This window comes from Microcoleus sp. C2D2 (assembly GCF_036702495.1).
Taxonomy (GTDB): domain Bacteria; phylum Cyanobacteriota; class Cyanobacteriia; order Cyanobacteriales; family Microcoleaceae; genus Microcoleus.
Genome location: NZ_JAUBTO010000001.1, coordinates 102,960 through 121,445, shown reverse-complemented (window position 1 = coordinate 121,445; position 18,486 = coordinate 102,960). Strand labels below are relative to the sequence as shown.

Annotated in this window: 14 protein-coding genes; 9 read left to right on the top strand and 5 right to left on the bottom strand. The window is 45.7% G+C overall.

Annotation, left to right across the window (positions count from 1 at the left end; genetic code table 11):
* Window positions 1–259: 259 nt before the first annotated feature.
* The 3 genes from QUB61_RS00550 (at window position 260) to QUB61_RS00540 (ending at window position 4,136) form a co-directional block, all read left to right on the top strand.
* The gene (locus tag QUB61_RS00550) at window positions 260–487 is read left to right on the top strand and encodes a hypothetical protein (protein ID WP_333125860.1); all 228 of its coding nucleotides are present in this window, start codon (window positions 260–262) and stop codon (window positions 485–487) included.
* Between the two features lie 743 nt (window positions 488–1,230).
* Window positions 1,231–2,883, top strand: coding sequence for an AAA family ATPase (locus QUB61_RS00545; RefSeq protein ID WP_333125858.1), 1,653 nt, complete (start codon window positions 1,231–1,233; stop codon window positions 2,881–2,883).
* Between the two features lie 56 nt (window positions 2,884–2,939).
* Window positions 2,940–4,136 carry a 5-methylcytosine restriction system specificity protein McrC gene (locus tag QUB61_RS00540; protein WP_333125855.1) on the top strand — a complete coding sequence of 399 codons (1,197 nt, stop codon included), beginning with the start codon at window positions 2,940–2,942 and terminating at the stop codon, window positions 4,134–4,136.
* Between the two features lie 91 nt (window positions 4,137–4,227).
* On the opposite strand, the gene QUB61_RS00535 is transcribed toward QUB61_RS00540, so the two are convergent.
* Entirely contained in the window at window positions 4,228–5,232 is a 1,005-nt protein-coding gene (locus QUB61_RS00535) for a phosphoribulokinase (RefSeq protein WP_333125852.1), read from the bottom strand.
* 587 nt (window positions 5,233–5,819) lie between these two features.
* Here QUB61_RS00535 and petH point away from each other — a divergent pair.
* The 3 genes from petH (at window position 5,820) to QUB61_RS00520 (ending at window position 9,892) form a co-directional block, all read left to right on the top strand.
* Window positions 5,820–7,025, top strand: a complete 1,206-nt coding sequence (gene petH / locus QUB61_RS00530) for a ferredoxin--NADP reductase (protein WP_333125849.1) — start codon at window positions 5,820–5,822, stop codon at window positions 7,023–7,025.
* A gap of 436 nt (window positions 7,026–7,461) precedes the next feature.
* The gene (locus QUB61_RS00525) at window positions 7,462–8,778 is read left to right on the top strand and encodes a homoserine dehydrogenase (RefSeq protein WP_333125845.1); all 1,317 of its coding nucleotides are present in this window, start codon (window positions 7,462–7,464) and stop codon (window positions 8,776–8,778) included.
* 262 nt (window positions 8,779–9,040) lie between these two features.
* Window positions 9,041–9,892, top strand: a complete 852-nt coding sequence (locus QUB61_RS00520) for a hypothetical protein (protein ID WP_333125842.1) — start codon at window positions 9,041–9,043, stop codon at window positions 9,890–9,892.
* A 192-nt stretch (window positions 9,893–10,084) separates the two neighbouring features.
* Here the strand turns inward: QUB61_RS00520 and QUB61_RS00515 are convergent, their stop codons facing one another.
* The gene (locus QUB61_RS00515) at window positions 10,085–10,969 is read right to left on the bottom strand and encodes a PhzF family phenazine biosynthesis protein (RefSeq protein ID WP_333126019.1); all 885 of its coding nucleotides are present in this window, start codon (window positions 10,967–10,969) and stop codon (window positions 10,085–10,087) included.
* A gap of 206 nt (window positions 10,970–11,175) precedes the next feature.
* Window positions 11,176–12,723: an anthranilate synthase component I gene (trpE, locus tag QUB61_RS00510; RefSeq protein ID WP_333125839.1), complete on the bottom strand. Its 1,548-nt coding sequence runs from the start codon at window positions 12,721–12,723 to the stop codon at window positions 11,176–11,178.
* On the opposite strand from trpE, the gene QUB61_RS00505 reads away from it, so the two are divergent.
* Window positions 12,702–13,028: a hypothetical protein gene (locus tag QUB61_RS00505; RefSeq protein WP_333125836.1), complete on the top strand. Its 327-nt coding sequence runs from the start codon at window positions 12,702–12,704 to the stop codon at window positions 13,026–13,028. The two genes, trpE and QUB61_RS00505, sit on opposite strands and share 22 nt — an antisense overlap.
* Here QUB61_RS00505 and QUB61_RS00500 read toward each other — a convergent pair.
* Together QUB61_RS00500 and QUB61_RS00495 are read right to left on the bottom strand one after the other, a co-directional pair.
* Entirely contained in the window at window positions 12,952–13,812 is an 861-nt protein-coding gene (locus QUB61_RS00500; RefSeq protein ID WP_333125833.1) for a GNAT family N-acetyltransferase, read from the bottom strand. The two genes, QUB61_RS00505 and QUB61_RS00500, sit on opposite strands and share 77 nt — an antisense overlap.
* Window positions 13,813–13,976: 164 nt before the next feature.
* The gene (locus QUB61_RS00495; RefSeq protein ID WP_333125830.1) at window positions 13,977–14,402 is read right to left on the bottom strand and encodes a photosystem I reaction center subunit II PsaD; all 426 of its coding nucleotides are present in this window, start codon (window positions 14,400–14,402) and stop codon (window positions 13,977–13,979) included.
* Window positions 14,403–14,954: 552 nt separating this feature from the next.
* Here QUB61_RS00495 and QUB61_RS00490 point away from each other — a divergent pair.
* Window positions 14,955–15,815, top strand: coding sequence for a sulfotransferase (locus QUB61_RS00490; RefSeq protein WP_333189758.1), 861 nt, complete (start codon window positions 14,955–14,957; stop codon window positions 15,813–15,815).
* 61 nt (window positions 15,816–15,876) lie between these two features.
* Window positions 15,877–17,814, top strand: coding sequence for an Ig-like domain-containing protein (locus QUB61_RS00485; RefSeq protein ID WP_333189756.1), 1,938 nt, complete (start codon window positions 15,877–15,879; stop codon window positions 17,812–17,814).
* Window positions 17,815–18,486: the final 672 nt, after the last annotated feature.

Below are 18,486 nucleotides of genomic sequence, written 5' to 3'. Positions count from 1 at the left end.
TTTACGGAGTTGAATATAGCACGTTTAGATAATTTCGACACAAGTTTAACTTTTCCGGGAACTGTGGTAAACGAATCTTCTCAATCCAAACCTGGTGATGCTGTCCTTGGCAGCCAAAATGCTACAATTACATCTATAGCAATCCTAAATGAGTCATAAATTTTTTACCCCACCCCAGCCCTCCCCTTGCTAAGGGGAGGGAGTAAGAAATTCACAAATGATTTAGGATTGCTATATCACCAATTTAAACATAAAAAACATGACTTTTGAGGCGGTTTTAAATCTTGTCAAGCACTTGTCTCTAGCCGAAAAGTTACGATTGATTAAGTGGATTGTTCCTGAAATAGAACGAGAATTAGTTGTTCGGCCCGTTCCCCGCAAATCATTGTGGGGTTTATGTGCTGACTTGGGAATTGCACCTTCTACGGCTGATATAGATGAAGTTCGCAGCGAAGAATGGGCGAATTTCCCAAGGGAGGATTTCTAATGCTGCGTACTGTAGTTGATACTCATGCTGTTATCTGGTATATCTTTGCCGGTTCACGACTTTAGGTGACTGCTAGAACGACAATAGAACAGATAGCTGCCGAGGGAAATCAGGTGGCTTTTTCATCAATTACATTAGCAGAAATTGTCTATCTGAGCGAGTGAGGGCGGATTAATTCAACTACTCTCGATCTATTATTGAGAGAAGTTGAGAGCGATGATGCCTTATTGGTTGAAATTCCTTTCGATCGCAATATAGCTCTGACTATAAGGCAAGTTGACCGAAAGCATCCAGGATTCAAGCCCCCGGATTCATCCGTCCAGAAATAAAAAACCTGTATCCGATGAAACTTGCCCCCCGAATTTATCCGTGGGGTCAATGCTTCAATTCTTTAATCTAAAATCTAAAATCTAAAATCGATTGACCGATCGCAAATTCCCGATTTGCCCGATCGCATTATTGCTGCTACTGCTTTGTATCTTAATGTACCCGTTATTAGTCGCGATCGCCGGATTCAATTATCTAGTATAGACACTATTTGGTAAATATGAGTCACTCGGCGCAAGTTTAAATTTTCCGGGAACAGTTGTTAGCGGTTTTGCCTGTGTTACTGGTTTGGGAGGGCTATTGATGAGGGTAAGGATGGTGGGTGCGATCGTATCTCAGATGTCTGGTGTCGGAAAGGGCGATCGGCTACAATAATTTAAGAACAACAATTGAGTCACCTTAAACATACAGAAAAAATGGAAAAATTTTTTGTACATCCTGAATGTCCTTTTTCAGTAAAAACATTTGACCTATTGGCACTATTTTATGCAGGCAAAAGCCCAGATTTTTACCTGGCACACAAAAAAAATTACTTAAAATATGTAGAAGAGCCATTAAAGTATATTTTCAGCCAGGTAGAAGAGCAGTTGCCTGATTTTATGAAAGAATATCTAAATATAAAGTATGATATCTGGGCTTTTGACATTGAAACAAAATATGAGCAATCACCAGCTTACGGTGTAAGCTTGTGTTTTCACGATAGCGATAACAGTTCTAAGTTAATATTACTCCTTAAAGAATCCCGATTAATTTTTGGTTTTTGTGCAGCACATGAATTTTTTGAGCAGATGGTAACAAACTACAAAAGTTTTGATAAAAATAATCTTGTTTTAATCAATTATTTTAAACATTATAACCTGCCTAAGAAGCATCAGTGTCGTTTAAAATATGCAGGGGAAAGTGATTATTATAATGGTTGGGAGGAGTTTGAGCGCACAATCAAAGCTAACAACTCTATCTATGAACTATTAGAAAGTATTTTGAAAGAGATTGATATCGATTCAATAGAATCGGGAATGGTTTCTTATGATAATATTTTCGTCGGCGTATCACTTGAGAAATCAGAAGAGTTACTAGGCTATTCTGCCAAGCAGTTAATTCACAAAATAGCACAAGCCTTTAAAAAATTATTTCCATTATTGTTAATCTCTTCTTGCGACAATCCTGATAGATTAACTCTTTTCGCTGTGTATGAGGTGTTAGTATTCCAAAATGAATTTAATCCAGTGTATCAACTAGAAGAAATTTCCGAAATGACTGGTTTTCAAACAACCCAACTAACCCAATGGATACACACCATTAACCGCAAAGGTCAAACTATCATCCAAGGCCCACCCGGAACCGGAAAAACCTTCATAGCCGAAAAACTAGCCAAACACTTAATCGGCGGCGGTGACGGTTTCTCAGACATAATCCAATTTCACCCCGCCTACACCTACGAAGACTTTATCGAAGGCCTCCGTCCAATAACTCAAAACGGACAATTCACCTACTCAATAGTTCCCGGTAGATTCCTAGAATTCTGCGAAAAAGCCGAAGCCCGTGAAGACACTTGCGTTCTCATTATTGATGAAATTAATCGTGCAAATCTCTCTCAAGTCTTTGGCGAATTAATGTATCTCCTAGATGACCGACAAGACACAGCACGCTTTATTACACTAGCCAGCGGTAAACTATTTAGAATCCCTACAAATGTCCGCATTATTGGCACAATGAACACAGCAGACCGTTCTATTGCCTTAGTCGATAACGCACTCCGCCGCCGCTTCGCATTCATTCCCGTTTATCCTAATTATGAAGTCCTGCGACAGTATCACCAGAGAGAGGAAACAGGTTTTCCAGTTGAAAAATTAATTAGTCTTCTAAAAAAACTCAATAATGAGGAAATTAAAAACAAACACTATGAACTAGGCATCTCTTTCTTTTTGACCAACCCATTAAATGAAGATATTATAAAAGACATTTGGCAAATGGAAATTGAGCCATACCTCGAAGAAGACTTCTTTAATGACCCGGCAAAAATGAATCACTTTCTCTGGGATAATATCAAGACAAAATTGAGCTATTGACAATCTAACGCCGTCATTAACGCCGATACCGTGGCGTTACCGCATCCACCACAATTATGAAACCAGAATCCAGCCGACTTATCGAACTTACAGAATATCAATTAGCAACTTTTGAACAAGACTCAATCCCCGAATCAGTAGGACAAAAAATATACCAGAATTATGCCAAGGAAATAGATATAGAATTTCCCAACTTTAAAACAAAATATCAATGGCGCTTAAAATCTAAAGGCAGAGTTGGCAACATTCCCATCACTCCAGAATTTCACATCGCCATCCGCCCAAAGGTTCCCATAAACAACCTCTTCGGAATGCTTGACTATGCCTACAACCTGAAGATACAATTTCCCCAAGGCTCCATTCAGTGCCAATCTTTACAAGAAACTTACGAGAGATTAGCTAACATTCTTGCCCAAAAAATTCTAGAACGCTGTCGCAAAGGATTATATCGCGATTACTTATCCAAAACCGAAAGACTTGCCTACATTCGCGGCCGCGTCGATTTGCGGTCAGCCCTGCAAAAACCTTGGGATGTTAAACTAAAATGCCACTATAACGAACAAACAGGCGATATCGAAGACAATCAAATACTCGCTTGGACACTCTTCATCATTGGCCGCAGCGGTTTCTGCCGTGAATCTGTTTCATCCACTGTGCGAAAAGCCTTTCACGCACTCCAAGGATTTGTTACATTAAAACATTTTAAATCAGAAGCTTGTATTGATAGAAATTATCACCGTTTGAATCAAGATTATCAACTTTTACACGCCTTATGTCGATTTTTTTTAGATAACACAGGGCCCGGTCACGAAAGTGGCGATCGCGAAATGCTCCCTTTTCTGATAGACATGGCTAAGTTATATGAACAATTTGTTGCTGAATGGCTCAAAGCAAATACACCAAAACGCTTTAATGTCGAGCCAAAATACCTAGTTAAACATGACAAAAATTATTTCGATGAGATTGACTTAATTATACGCGATATTGAAACAAATGAAATCCTGTACGTCCTCGATACAAAATACAAAGCTCCCGATAAAGTAGACAATACGGATCGTAATCAAGTAGTTACCTACGCAACGCTACTAAACTGTAAAAATGCAATTCTCATCTACCCTCAAACTCTCAAAGCGTCCAAAGACCAACAAATTGGCGATATCCGAGTTCGCAGTCTAACTTTTTCCCTAGATAGCGACCTCCATGAAGCCGGAAAAACCTTCTTAACCTCTCTACTTCCAAACACCCCCCCCTAACTCTTCTCTGCGCCCTCTGCGCCCTCTGCGGTTCATTTTCCCACAAAAAAAGAGGCGCGATCGCGCCTCTCAAATCTTTCATGTCAGGATTCTAAACACTAACAGCCACTTTCGCTTCCTTCGCAGTCAACTTCTCGTAAGTCGCCCGCATCTTCAATCCGACTAACACTTGGAACAAACCAGTTCCATTGTTGGAACCAGGATATTCGCGGTGCTGGAGCAACAGGTGAGTTAACTCGCCTTCATACTTAGTAGAAATCTTGCTCAAATGGCTTTCGATGTAAATAACTTCTTCGAGATTCTCGAATTGACCATCTACTTCCAAAATCGAGACTTCGTGACCGTAGAAAGCGTCAGGCCCGTAGTACATCTTAATTCCGGGATAGGAACAAGTCAGCTTGCGGCCGCAAGGAACCCAGTTAATTGTTGAACCTTCGTCAAACAAATACGCAGGCTCAAAATTGGCGACGCCTTCGCGCTGGATCATCTGCACGCGCAGAACCTTCCGCTCTTTGTCATCTTTGATCAAGTTGGTCGGCAACACTTGAATTACCACATCAGCATATTGCTTTTGCGGGTCAATGTAGGCGGTAAAATCGGGTTTGCGAGCATTGATCGCAAACAGCACGTCTTCGTAACGGTGACCCCGTTCCGCCATGTCGCGCTGGATTTTCCAAGCAATTTTTACCTCGTCGCTGATGTCGAGGTAGACGCTGAAGTCGATGAGCGATCGAACTCGCTCGTCGTAAAGGGGATGCAGCCCTTCAATCACAATCACGTGATTCGGCTCTACCCGCTCAGGAGGATCGAGCAGACCGGTTTCGTGGTTGTAAATCGGCTTGTCGATCGCGTGACCTTCTTTGAGCGCCTTCATTTGCTCGGCCATCAGGTCAAAATTGTTCGCTCTGGGGTCAAGGGCTGTAATCCCTGTTTCCTTGCGCTGCTTGCGATCGAGACAATGATAGTCGTCAAGGCAGATGACTGTAACGAAATCTTCCCCGAACAAATCTGTCAATCGGCGCAAAAAAGTAGATTTTCCGCATCCGGAGTCTCCGGCAACGCCAATTAAAACCACGCGATCCGGCTTACTGGTCATAGTTTCCCTCTAACAAAATCACTGTTTACTAACTAACTCAAGTCTAGATTCCACAAAATTTCAGCCCCCAGATAGCGACAAGCAGGCTTTGTGCGGCTTTGCTACCCCGAGAGGATCGAGTTCTCACCAGCATACAGCAGTCTGTTGACTGCCTGCCCGGGAAGACCCAAGCAATCTTCAACGCAAGTAATTAATGCTAACTTTAGTGGTTAATCTTACCAGAATGCATCCGCCCCCTACAAGCTCAACCTGATTAACTGCTCGAATCTTCCTTTCTCTGGTGGGGCGCTCCCCAAATCAGAACGACTTATCGGGGCAGATCCCCCGATCGGGTAAAATATTGGCAGTACGCAGACAACAATAGCTATAGGTCAACAGCCGAACGCCTGACGGGCTCGGTGAGCGCGGCGTTCGGCTAGTAGGGATTGGATACGCGAGCGATCGCAACTTCAACACTACCGACGGCGTGGCGAGGCCCAGAAATTGGCGCGGCCAATTACTCCCGATGGCCTTAAGAAAAAAGTAAATTGAGTCTAACGTCACATTCTCTTTCTTTATAACTCTGTATCGTGAAGGAAAATCAACAAATGTACAGCCCAAGCTCATCTGGTGGAGCGGTCTACTCAGAATCAGGCAGCCGCATCTTTGTTTACGAAGTGGAGGGTATGCGTCAGAGCGAAGCAACTGACCAAACAAGTAACCCGATTCGCCGTAGCGGCAGCGTATTTATCTCCGTGCCCTACGATCGCATGAATCAGGAAATGCGCAGAATTGCTCGCATGGGTGGCAAAATAGTCAGCATCCGCCCCTCAAACAGCGCTCCCGAAACAAATGGCAAAGTCGCACCAGAAGCAGGGCTACAGAGTCAGAAATCTGGAGAAAAAACTAAGCCCATGACTCAAGCCAAGGAAAAAGTTCAGGTTCCTGTTAACCTCTACAAGCCGGCCAATCCCTATATTGGTAAGTGCATTTCTACAGAAGAATTGGTCAGAGAAGGCGGCGAGGGTACAGTCCGTCACGTCAAATTTGACATCTCTGGAGGCAATTTGCACTATCTCGAAGGTCAAAGTATCGGGATTATTCCCGATGGGACCGATAAAAACGGCAAACCTCACAAAATTCGGCTGTATTCGATCGCCTCCACCCGTCACGGAGACGATCTAGACGACAAAACAGTCTCTCTGTGCGTCCGCCGCCTAGAGTACAAAAGCCCACAAACCGGTGAAAAAGTCTTTGGTGTTTGTTCGACTTTTCTCACCGGTTTGCAACCTGGAGATGATGTCAAAATCACCGGCCCCGTAGGCAAGGAAATGCTGTTGCCCGATGACGAGGAAGCCACGGTGATTATGATGGGTACCGGTACGGGTATTGCTCCTTTCCGGGCTTATTTGTGGCGGATGTTCAAGGAAAACAATCCGGATTACAAGTTCAAAGGTTTAGCTTGGTTGTTCTTTGGAGTTGCTTACACTCCCAACATTCTTTATAAGGAAGAGTTGGAACAATTGCAGCGCGAGTTCCCCGATAATTTCCGCTTGACTTATGCCATCAGCCGCGAGCAAAAGAATGCTGAGGGCGGCAAGATGTACATTCAAAACCGGATTCAAGAGAACGCAGACCAATTGTGGGAATTGGTTCAAAAGCCGAATACTCACACTTATATCTGCGGTTTGAAGGGTATGGAAGGCGGAATTGATGAGGGAATGTCGGCTGCGGCTGGCAAGTACGGCGTTGACTGGGCTGCCTATCAGAAACAGTTGAAGAAAGACCACCGTTGGCACGTTGAAACTTATTAATGTGTTACCTGATTTAATCTGATTTGTAGGGGGGGCTTTGCTCGCCCTACAATTGTTTTTATGGCAATAATTTTTAGTAATTCATATCAATTCCGGTTGCACTCCTTATGATGTTGACTGTTGACTGTTGACTGTTGACTGTGAATCGAACAACTGAAAATTGCGCCGAGATAGGTGGCGACTTGTAACAATCATTCATGAATTGCCCTATAATTTATCATTCTGATGCAGCCGGAAACGATATCATAGGGCCAAAATAGATTTTTATTGGTAATGTACCCCCTGCGAACCCTAGAATTACACTTGAAGATGTTTCGTAAGGTGCGCCCACAAGCCCCTACAATTACTGGGCACCCTACAATACTATTTTGATTGCTCCGGTACGCCAATAGCCTACAATGGTTGTGGCTTAATTGAGTTTCTACGGGTCAAAGTCGTGGCTTTCAAAATTGGTTTGTTAGGTTTGGGTACAGTTGGGGCGGGAACAGCAGAGATTTTGCTCTCCCCAGACGGCCGCCATCCGCTGTTGCAAGAATTGGAAATCTATCGGGTGGGAGTGCGCGATATTTCTCGAACTCGGTCTTTACAATTGCCAGAAAATGTGCTGACAACTGACCTAGAAGCGATCGCAACTGACCCGGAAATTGATATTGTAGTAGAACTGATTGGCGGATTGGAACCGGCGCGATCGCTGATTCTGCAAGCTATTGCCAGCGGCAAGCACGTCGTCACTGCCAACAAAGCAGTTATCGCCCGCTACGGTAATGAAATCTTCGAGGCCGCCAACAAAAAAGGCGTTTACGTAATGCTAGAAGCTGCTGTCGGCGGCGGCATTCCAGTCATTCAAAGCCTGAAACAATCCTTAGGTGCAAACCGCATTCAAACTGTGACCGGCATCGTCAACGGCACAACTAATTACATCCTGACGCGGATGCAAACAGAAGGCGCAGACTTTGCCGAAGTGCTCGCCGACGCCCAGCAATTAGGTTATGCTGAAGCTGACCCCACAGCAGATGTAGATGGATTAGATGCGGCCGATAAAATTGCTATTTTAGCCTCGCTAGCTTTTGGCGGACGCATCAAATTAGCAGATGTTCATTGCGAAGGTATCAGAAAAGTTAGTGCGGCTGATATTGACTACGCCGACAAGCTGGGATTTGTGATTAAATTGTTGGCTATTGCTCAAGAAACCTCCCGCTACAATGGCAAGCAAGCGGAGGGAGAAAGCGAACTGCTGTCAATTCGAGTGCATCCTAGTTTTGTGCCGAAAACTCATCCGCTGGCGAGTGTTAACGGGGTTTACAATGCTATTTTAGTCGAAGGAGAGCCGATCGGGCAATTGATGCTGTACGGGCGCGGCGCCGGTGCGGGCCCCACAGCTAGCGCCGTAGTATCCGACATTATGAATGTGGCGGCTATCCTGAAAACCGAAACTGTTCCGGTTCCCCATCCTTTGCTGAGTTGCAGTCACCAACACTACTGCAAAATTGCTCCGATGCAGGAACTTGTTACTCGCTTTTACGCTCGTTTTCTGACGGGCGATACTCCGGGGGTAATTGGCCAACTCGGCACTTGTTTCGGCAACCACAAAGTTAGTTTGGAATCAGTTGTGCAGACGGGAATTCACGGCGATTTAGCAGAAATTGTCGTCGTGACTCACGATGTTAGGGAAGGTAATTTTCAACAAGCACTCGATGAAATTCGCGCGATGGAAGCAGTCGATAGTATTGCTAGCACGTTGCGAGTTTTGTAAAAGTGATTTGGTAGGGGCGGGTTTCACCGACAATATGTGCCAATAATTGACAATCTCTAAAACCCGCCCTCTCACTCTATTCTCGACTTCTGCGTGCATCGGCGTCAATCCATTGTCATCTGCGGTTAATACCTTCTCTTTTTTTCACCGCAGATGAGGGCAGATTAACACAGATAAACGCAGATGAATTAGGCGGTGGCGGGTTTATGTAGATTTTTTATACTTATTAAATATTGTTGGTAAAACCGGCGACTACCAGATAATGAAAGGAACAGAGTTCGATTTTGTCGATCGCCAGACGGGAAGGCACTTGCTAGATTCCCTCTACGAAAAGTTTGCCAAACCCCAACTGCACGATACTTTTAAACCCCATAATCCTTCAATTTACATTCGGCACGAGTCAGGCCAAGTTATTGAGGGAAATTATATCATAACAGAAGTGTTTGAAGACTCTCGCACGGGTTTTTATGCTGAAAGTCGCGTTCCGATTTCTGGCAATAATCCGCCTGTTATCGTGATTCGCGGATACGGTTCTTGGTATCCTTTCGATCGCGTTTTGGAAGATACGCCCGATGTATTTGTGGCAAAACTAGAACGCCAGTTAAAATCGGCGCAAATAGGGGGTGCTATTGATTGGATAAAGCAGCAATTTCACAGCGGGAACCCGCCCGATGTCATCGGAGAAAGTTTGGGCGGCAAAGTTGCTCAGCAAATAGCAGCAAAATACCCGCATTATATTCGATCGACTGTAATTTTTAATTCTTTGGGCGTTTCGGCAAAGTTAGCTCAAACTTCCACCGCTAACAATGTTTTTCACTACTTTACTTTAGGCGAAAGGTATGCTTTCTGGGCAAATGGAGGCGATTACATACCGGGAACGATTTTTGTGATTTCCCAGAAAGGCAACAACTGTTGTTATAAAATCGAAGAGGCGATCGTCCGAATGGCGCGTTTTGAAGGCAAGTTTCTCAAAAGGCGCGCGATTGTGGCAATATTGGCTCAGTGGCTTTTGCTAAACAGACACAATGCGATCGTCCTCAACAAGCGACGGCCAGTAGTCGTTCAGATCGATCGCACTCAATTGCAAATTTTCCGAAAAAAGCGCTTTGTTTAAACTCAGACAGAATTGCTTCAGGCCGCAGATGGCTGGTTTTCCCGCGCTGCGACTGCCAGAAGCAGACAAAGTGCTGCGATCGCTATTAGCAAAATTGTCACATCTCGATCGCCAAAGAAGCATCTAAATCTAGCTGTACATATCTGGGTAGATCTGCGTGCATCTGCGGTTAATAATTCTCTGTTAAATATTCTACACAAATTCTCCCTTAGCAACCATCACCACCTTACCACCCACCAAAACTTCTATTTTCCCTTCATTTTGGGCTGCTTGTAACAACAGCAAAGAAGGTCGATCGATTTCATAACCCTGCTCAACTCTGACATCAATCTTTGCTGACCCATAATAAGCATATTCTACCAAATATCCAGCCAAACAGCCGTTAGCACTGCCCGTCGCCGGATCTTCTGGAATTCCTAATGAATGGGCAAAAACTCGCACGCTTAAATCATTAAGGTCGCTGTAGGTTTCTGGGCAAAATATCAAAATTTCTTTCGCTTCCATTGTATCAACTAGCTCAAAATATTTATCTAAGTTGACTTGAGCTTTTTTGAGCGAGGCGAGATTTTTTAATGGGACAATTATAAAGGGTACTCCCGTAGAAACTTCTTGAATTGGGAAGTTTGCATCAATTTCATCTGGTTCTAAATTCAGGACATTTGCCAGACTTTCGGCTGATAAAACTTGACCAAAACTAGGCTGGTTTTGTCGCATCCACAAAATATCTGCCGATTCATTGTGATAATTAAAAGTAACTGGAATTTGACCGACGGCTAGATTGAGAATTACTCGATCGACCTTTTCGCGAATAATCTCTTGCTGCAACACAAACGCAGTGCCCAAAGTCGGATGGCCGGCAAAGGGCAATTCCTTCTTGGGCGTGAATATCCGCACGTCATAGCCGCCATCTCGCGGATCGGGCGATCGAATAAACGTAGTTTCTGAATAATTGATTTCCCTCGCTATCAGCAGCATTTGGGCCTCAGATAGTTCGGCAACTCCCGCACCGCAAAATACAGCTAGTTGATTGCCAGCATATTTTGACTCCGCAAACACGTCAACTATATAAAAATTCACATTTCCCTCGTTCAACAGTAGTTTGTGTAGCAGCGGTTTCAACCGCCTCCTTCTTTCTTGTTACCAGGCTCTGCCTGGTAAGCTGTCGCGCATTTAAATTGTATATTCAGGGCGGGCGGGACGCCCACCCCACAAGACTTGGGTTTTTTTTGACATACAATTTAAATGCCGCAACAGCTTAACAGAGATCCAGAGGCTTCGCCTCGCTACTTCAAACAGCGAATTGCCTCCAACATTCCCCTGGCTTTATTGAGCGTTTCTTCGTACTCCATATCCGGGTTAGAATCAGCCACCAAACCAGCACCTGCTTGCACAGAAACCGAATGTTTATCGCCTTCTTGAGATCGAACAACCATAGTCCGAATTGCGATCGCACTATTCAATTGTCCCTCAAAATCATAATACCCGTAAACCCCAGAATACGGCCCCCGGCGACAACCTTCCAACTCGTGCACAATCTCCATCGCCCGAATCTTCGGAGCACCGCTAACCGTACCCGCAGGAAAACCAGCTTTCAACAAATCCCAAGCTGTCTTATCCTCAGCCAATTCTCCCACCACATTGCTCACAATGTGCATGACGTGAGAATAACGCTCAATGCCCATTAATTCGTCAACTTTTACAGTACCGTTTCGGCAAACTCTGCCTAAATCGTTCCTACCCAAATCTACTAACATGACGTGTTCCGCAATTTCCTTCGGATCTTGCAGCAATTCAGCAGCCAAAGCATCATCTTGTTCGGGAGTTTTACCCCGGCGGCGAGTGCCGGCAATCGGTCGCAAAGTTGCAATTTTTTTGCCATCAGCAGTATTTTCCGCCTTCACCATAATCTCGGGACTCGAACCGATAATCTGCCAATCTCCGAAATGAAAATAAGCCATGTACGGAGAAGGATTAATCAGACGCAAAGAGCGGTAAAGTGCAAAAGGATCGCCACTGTATTCAGCCTCTAGTCGCTGCGAAATAACTACTTGAAAAATATCTCCGGCTTTGATATAATCCTTAGCTTTTAAGACATTGGCACAATACTTTTCACGGGTAATATTGCTAGTGTAAGCCAATTCTGTATTTCCGGTTGTGGAACGGGCATCTTGCCCGTTATTGGGAGGTGTCCATTCTATGAGAGTAGATTGCCGGGAAAGCGGCGATTGCAGCTTCTGAACTAACTTACCAACCCGATCGCACGCTTGCTGATAAGCCTCGGCCAAATCAACGCCAACCTCGCGCAAATCCGCATAGGCGACGGCCCAAATTTTCCGCTTTACCTGGTCGAAAATCAGCAAATTATCCACCTGCATCCACAACCCATCCGGCAAATCATTCTCGCTGGCTGGATACACGGGAACTCGCGGTTCTATCCACTTAATTAACTCGTAACCCCAAAAACCGAATAGCCCGCCAATTCCCGGCGGTAACTGCGGTAATTTCACCGGTTTGTAAGGCTGCAAACACTCAGTTAAAGCCGCAAACGGATCGCCCGCAAACACTTTTTGCGAACCGTCGCGGTAAACTTGAGTTGTGCGATCGCCCCTTGCCTCCAAAATCCACAGCGGATCGCACCCTAACAAACTATAACGCCCAAGTTTTTCCCCACCTTCGACCGACTCCAGCAGAAAACTGTAAGGTTGACCCGCACAAACCCGATACCACGCAGACACTGGCGTATCCAAATCAGCAACCCATTCTTGATACACGGGCACAAAATTGCCTTGTTTCGCCAGTTCCGAGAATTGTGAGAAATCGGGAAATATCATATATATCAGAAGGAAGAAGGAAGTTCGGCAACGGATTGTGTAACGGATGTAACGGATGTAACGGATGTAACGGATGTAACGGATGTCAGGAAGAAGGAAGAAGGAAGAAGGAAGAAGGAAGAAGGAAGAAGGATAAAGAAAGAAGGATAAAGAAAGAAGGAAGGAAGAAGGAAAATGCAATCCTGGCAATGATTTCAGCGATTAAAAGCGTCCTAACCGTCTTGGTGCTCAATAAACAAAAGACGGAAACCAACATCCCTCCGGCGACAGATACTCGCCAACTGCCATCACCGCCATCGGCTTGATGGCGCGCAGCCCCTCTTGCAAGCACCAGCGAAACAAACTTGCATACCTCAGCGGCAAGTGAAAAGAAAGCAATTCTTCTGAACTGTACGCAGCAGCGCCCAAGAGCAAAGCCTGCATATCCGCTTCTGTTTGGGCGACACTGTGGCCAAAAGAAGACACCGCACAAGTATAAGCCACAATCCGACCTTGCTGGCAGGCAACGAAGGGAGAATAGTTTTTCAGGGCGTCTTCAATCTCCGAAGTTCGATCGCACCTGCAGAGTTTTGCGCACAAAGCCGCACATTCACCAACATCCTCACTAGCCATCGGGCGCACCTCAAACCCAGACGGAGGCTGGCTGCGAAACTTCCCCTCCATTAACACGAAAGGTTCCTTCACCTCAAAACCCAGAGAAGCGTACAGCGACAGCGAAGCCATATTATAAGATTCCTGAACCAAACGGATGCCCCGAGCCTCCTGTCCCCGTTCCAGCAAAGCTTTCATGATTTCCCGTCCCGTGCCGCGGGCTTGAAAAGTTCGATCGACAGTGACAGGCCCGATACCGCGAATCGGGTTGCGTTCGTCCATAAACCCGCAGCCGACAACCGCACCCTCCCTCTCGGCTACTATGCCAAAAAACAACGGATTTTCGATCAGAAGGTCAATAATTTCTGTTGAAAACTCCAGCGTCGGAAAATCTGTACGGAATTGATGGCGATCGGAAATATCTTTAAAAGCTTCATAATTAATGCGAGCGCAAACATCGATATCAGAAGGCTGCGCTCGCCTGATTGCGACATTCATTTTTAATTTAACGATTAACTTTTAATTAGATTTGAAGTTTGCAGTAGGATTCTGGCGCTGCAGCCGACGGCCTCCCGCGCCCGAATACTACTGCAAAAACAAGTTTACAAGCTGAGCCTTCCAGGGAATATTACTTATGTTTTGCTCAGCCGTGCAGTCCTAGTCTAAGGATCGAAAGTCTTCTTACCGCTGAACTTCAGCTTAGCCGGATTTGGATTGCTGCCAATATTGCGGTCAATCTTACCGTTGTAGGGACGACCTTCGTTCACCTTTTCAGGGAACACGCCATCCTTGGGATGCAGGTACTCAGTTGCACCGTCGGGAAACACGCGGTAAATTTTGTAGTTCGAGATTTTGAATTTAGCCCGCAGTTGCTGACCGCCCAAAGCGATGCACTGCTCCTTCCGGGGCAGATACAGCAAGTTGTCGCCTTGACGCATAATCGCAGCGCCACCAGTAGGCATTTCAAACACCTGTTCCTTGGGGCTAGTCCAAGTGATAGCGTACTTCTCTTCAACTAGCGCCTTGGTCAGCAAGCCGCCGGTGCTGCCGCCGAAAAGAGGGGGTTGTCCAGTGAGTTCTTCTGCCATAAACATATCCAAAGGATTTTTACGGCATCGTATCATCATGACGCGACACGGCTGTCGAAATTGTAAGGAAAGTTAACAGTTTTTGGGCGATCGATCTTTTCTGATAATTGATAATTGGTAATTAATAATTGGTAATTGGTAATTTGCACCGAAGCTGAAAAACATAATTAGGAAGTAGCAAAAAATAAAAAATCAGCAATTAACAGTGCTTGCCAAGTGAGCAGCCCGACAAGGCCATCCAGCGACCAAAAAACCCGAAACTGAAACAGTTTCACAGAAAATTCAACTGTGTTACAAAAATTTACGTCGTGTCGTCGGAATGCACGTATCTCGGCTATACCCCAATAGCTATCGCTTTGAGGCGATCGCGATCGCAATCGTTCCCATTGCTTTTTCAGTTTTGCGTTTTATTTCTATTAAGTTTTGCGTTTTTATATTAAGTTCTGCGTTGTTTATACTTAAAATTTTTAAACTCGAGTATAATTAATTAATTTCTAAATAACGTAATAAAGGACCTAATACAACTATATCACGTCTTTGTGACTGAAAACTGTGCCTAAAGGAATAAAATCTCCAAAAATCCACTTTATCTCCGGGCTGCCTCGTTCGGGTTCTACCTTACTCGGAGCCTTACTGCGACAAAACCCCCGGTTTCACGCCAGTATGTCTAGCCCTGTCGGGAGTCTGGTGAGCCGAATGCTGGAAGCGATGAGCGAAGACAATGAGTTTTCCGTTTTTATCACCCCTGAGCAAAAACGGGCATTGACCTTAGCGATATTCTCAACATTCTACGAGTCGCAAGCAGATAAAGAAGTCATCTTTGACACTAATCGTTTGTGGTGTAGCAAGTTGTCTTTAATTCAAGAGCTATTTCCCACCTCAAAAGTAATTTGCTGCGTGCGAAATGTGGCTTGGATTATGGACAGTATCGAACGGTTAGTCAGAAAAAATTCCTTTGATGTTTCCCGCTTATTTAATAACCCCACCGAACGCGCCACTGTTTACACCCGGACTGAAACCTTAAGTCAGGGGAGTAGGTTAGTAGGGTTTGCTTACAACGCCCTCAAGGAGGCTTTTTATAGCGAATATAGTTCGCGGTTATTGTTAGTTGACTACGACTTGCTCGCACAAAAACCGGATAAGGTTTTGCATTTGATTTATCAATTTCTGGAGGAAGAACCGTTCAATCATGATTTTGAAAATGTCCAATATGATGCACCAGAATTTGACAACCGACTCAACCTGAAAGGGCTGCACACAGTCCGTTCCAAAGTCGAGTTGCAACCGCGCCCAACGATTTTACCGCCAGATTTATTTACGCAGTTTAATCAGTTGTCTTTTTGGACAAATACTAGCAATAGTTTGGCGAATTTGATTGTTCCCCAGCCCATAGAGGCAACGGTTAAATCTTAGTTTCCCTTGTTAAGGGACAAAAGTTTCACTCACTCAAACAACACAACAGGAAAAAAATCAAATGACAAACTTCACCGTTAACCAAACTACTGATGACGGCACTGGCTTAACCTCAGGCACTCTCAGTTATGCAATTCTGCAAGCCAACCAACTAGCAGGAAATGACACCATTACCATCAATAGCGATGTCCGTGTCACTGGGGTAATGAAAACCTTGGTGGACAGCAACATCACTATTGTGGGCAACAACCACAGCATCAGCGGCGATGCCAATAATAACGGCATCAACGACAACGGCGACGTGCGCCCCTTGTTCATCCTGTCGGGAACAGTTGGCATTTCTGACCTGACAATCACCAACGGACGGGCTAAAGGCGGAGATAGTGGACAAGGCGGCGGTGGTGCTGGACTGGGCGGCGGCTTATTCATCTATGATGGCAATGTATCTCTAACTGATGTCGCCTTCAGTAATAACGCAGCACAAGGCGGTAGTAGCGGTGTCAGTGGACTGAGTAGCGGTGGCGGCGGACTGTTTGGCAATGGTGGCGGCGGTGGCGGCGGCGGACTGTTTGCAGATAGCACTGACAACAATGGTGCTTATGGCGGCAATGGCAACTACGGCGGCAGCAGCAACGGCGGCTTCGGCGGTGGCGGCGGCGGCGGGTACATCGGCGGCTACGGCGGCTTCGGCGGTGGCGGCGGCGGCGACGGCTACAGCGGCAACAGCGGCGGCAGTGGCGGCTTCGGCGGTGGTGGCGCCTACGCCTTCTTTGGTGGAGGGCAGGGGGGTTATGGCGGCGGCGGCAGCTTCGCACAGGGCGGCTTCGGTGGTGGCGGAGGCGGCTACAACAGCGGTGGCGGTGGTGCTGGATTGGGGGGTGGTATCTTCGTTCGTAGTGGCTCTTTAACCCTCAACAACACCAGCTTTACCAACAACACGGCTACAGGTGGGACGGGGAATAGCCCAGGTCTAGGCTTGGGTGGGGCAATCTTCATCATGCAGTCCACCACCAACACCAACGGCAATAACCAGGGAATGCCCACCGTTCTAGCCACCGTTACTGCTGTAGATAATCCGACCTTCAGTGGCAACAGTGCGGCTAACGATGCGGGGACACCCACCAATAACGATAATGTCTACGGCACGATTAACGTTACTGCAAGCAACCAACCCCCTGTTGCTGTTAATGACAGTGCTTCCACATTCTTTGGTACTCCCGTCAACATCCCAGTTAGTACCCTACTGGCAAATGATACCGATCCAGACAGCGACCCCCTCAGCATCACTGCTGTTAGCGGTGCTACCAACGGTTCCGCCGTCCTGAACAATAACGGCACACCCAGCAATACCGCAGATGATTTCGTTTCCTTTACCCCAAATCTTCTGTTTTTTGGTAATGCCAGCTTTAACTACACCCTCAGCGATGGTAGCCTGACTGATACTGCTACAGTGACTGTGGCTGTCGGTCTGAACCTGTTTGGCACTATTTTTCCGGATTACCTGGTTGGCACCATCGGTAACGACATTATCAACGGCGGTAATGGCAACGATACCATCTACGGCGGCGCAGGTAACGATAGCCTCTCTGGCGAGAATGGCAACGACATCTTATATGGCGATGGACTGATGGATGGCGGCGCGGATAACGATACCCTGACGGGTGGTAATGGCGACGATACTCTCAAAGGCGGTGGCGGTAATGATTACCTCTCTGGTGGTAATGGCAAAGACCTGCTTTATGGTGGTCTTGGCAGTGATTTCCTCACAGGTGGCAACGGTAACGATATATTTGCCTTTGCTGCCGGGGAAGGGACTGATACCATTACTGATTTCTCTGACGGTAATGATTTGATTGGACTGTCCGGCGGTTTAACCTTTGGTCAACTGTCCTTCTCTGGCAGCAACATCATTGTTACCAGCACCACTGAAATCCTGGCAACGCTGACGGGTATTAATACCCCTACCCTCACCTCTGCTGATTTCTTAACGGTGGTCTAAGATTACAGCCTTTTTGGGTGATTGGTGATGCGATCGCATTTGAGCTCAAAAAAAATGCGATCGCATTTTCGTCCATAAAGCGTATTTAATCAGAGGCGATCGCGATCGCCATCATTCCCATTGCTTTTTCAGTTTTGCGTTTTTTCTATTAAGTTTTGCGTTTTTTCTATTAAGTTTTGCGTTTTTTCTATTAAGTTCTGCGTTTTTTCTATTAAGTTCTGCGTTTTTCTATTAAGTTTTTCGTTTTTTATACTTAAATTTTTAAACTCAAGTATGCTTAATTTGTAAATAACGTAACAAAGAACCTAAGAAAACCATATCACGTCTTTGTGACTGAAAACTAGGCCTAAAGTAACAAAATCTCCAAAAATCCACTTCCTCTCTGGGCTGCCTCGTTCGGGTTCTTACCGATATCCGCGTTTGTTGAAGTTTGTCGAACGACACCTGACACCCTATTTAACAGGGGTGGGGGAACTGCGGCAAACGAGTAAGTTGATTAACCGTAAATTAGAATCAAGAGAAAACTAACAGGGCTGACCCGAATTTTATCGCCCCAATTACCAACCCCTTCGGACTGACGAATGTGGGATTGTATAGCCTTTCTCAGTAACATGAGGTGCTCAATTGGCATAGGGGATAGGGCATAGGGGATAGGCCTGGTGTGGGCATAGG

Excerpts from the sequence above, each read along its gene's own strand:
- QUB61_RS00550 (WP_333125860.1), top strand. The coding sequence starts at position 260 with ATGACTTTTGAGGCGGTTTTAAATCTTGTCAAGCACTTGTCTCTAGCC.
- QUB61_RS00545 (WP_333125858.1), top strand. The coding sequence starts at position 1,231 with ATGGAAAAATTTTTTGTACATCCTGAATGTCCTTTTTCAGTAAAAACA.
- QUB61_RS00540 (WP_333125855.1), top strand. The coding sequence starts at position 2,940 with ATGAAACCAGAATCCAGCCGACTTATCGAACTTACAGAATATCAATTA.
- QUB61_RS00535 (WP_333125852.1), bottom strand. The coding sequence starts at position 5,232 with ATGACCAGTAAGCCGGATCGCGTGGTTTTAATTGGCGTTGCCGGAGAC.
- petH (WP_333125849.1), top strand. The coding sequence starts at position 5,820 with ATGTACAGCCCAAGCTCATCTGGTGGAGCGGTCTACTCAGAATCAGGC.
- QUB61_RS00520 (WP_333125842.1), top strand. The coding sequence starts at position 9,041 with ATGAAAGGAACAGAGTTCGATTTTGTCGATCGCCAGACGGGAAGGCAC.
- trpE (WP_333125839.1), bottom strand. The coding sequence starts at position 12,723 with ATGATATTTCCCGATTTCTCACAATTCTCGGAACTGGCGAAACAAGGC.
- QUB61_RS00500 (WP_333125833.1), bottom strand. The coding sequence starts at position 13,812 with ATGAATGTCGCAATCAGGCGAGCGCAGCCTTCTGATATCGATGTTTGC.
- QUB61_RS00495 (WP_333125830.1), bottom strand. The coding sequence starts at position 14,402 with ATGGCAGAAGAACTCACTGGACAACCCCCTCTTTTCGGCGGCAGCACC.
- QUB61_RS00485 (WP_333189756.1), top strand. The coding sequence starts at position 15,877 with ATGACAAACTTCACCGTTAACCAAACTACTGATGACGGCACTGGCTTA.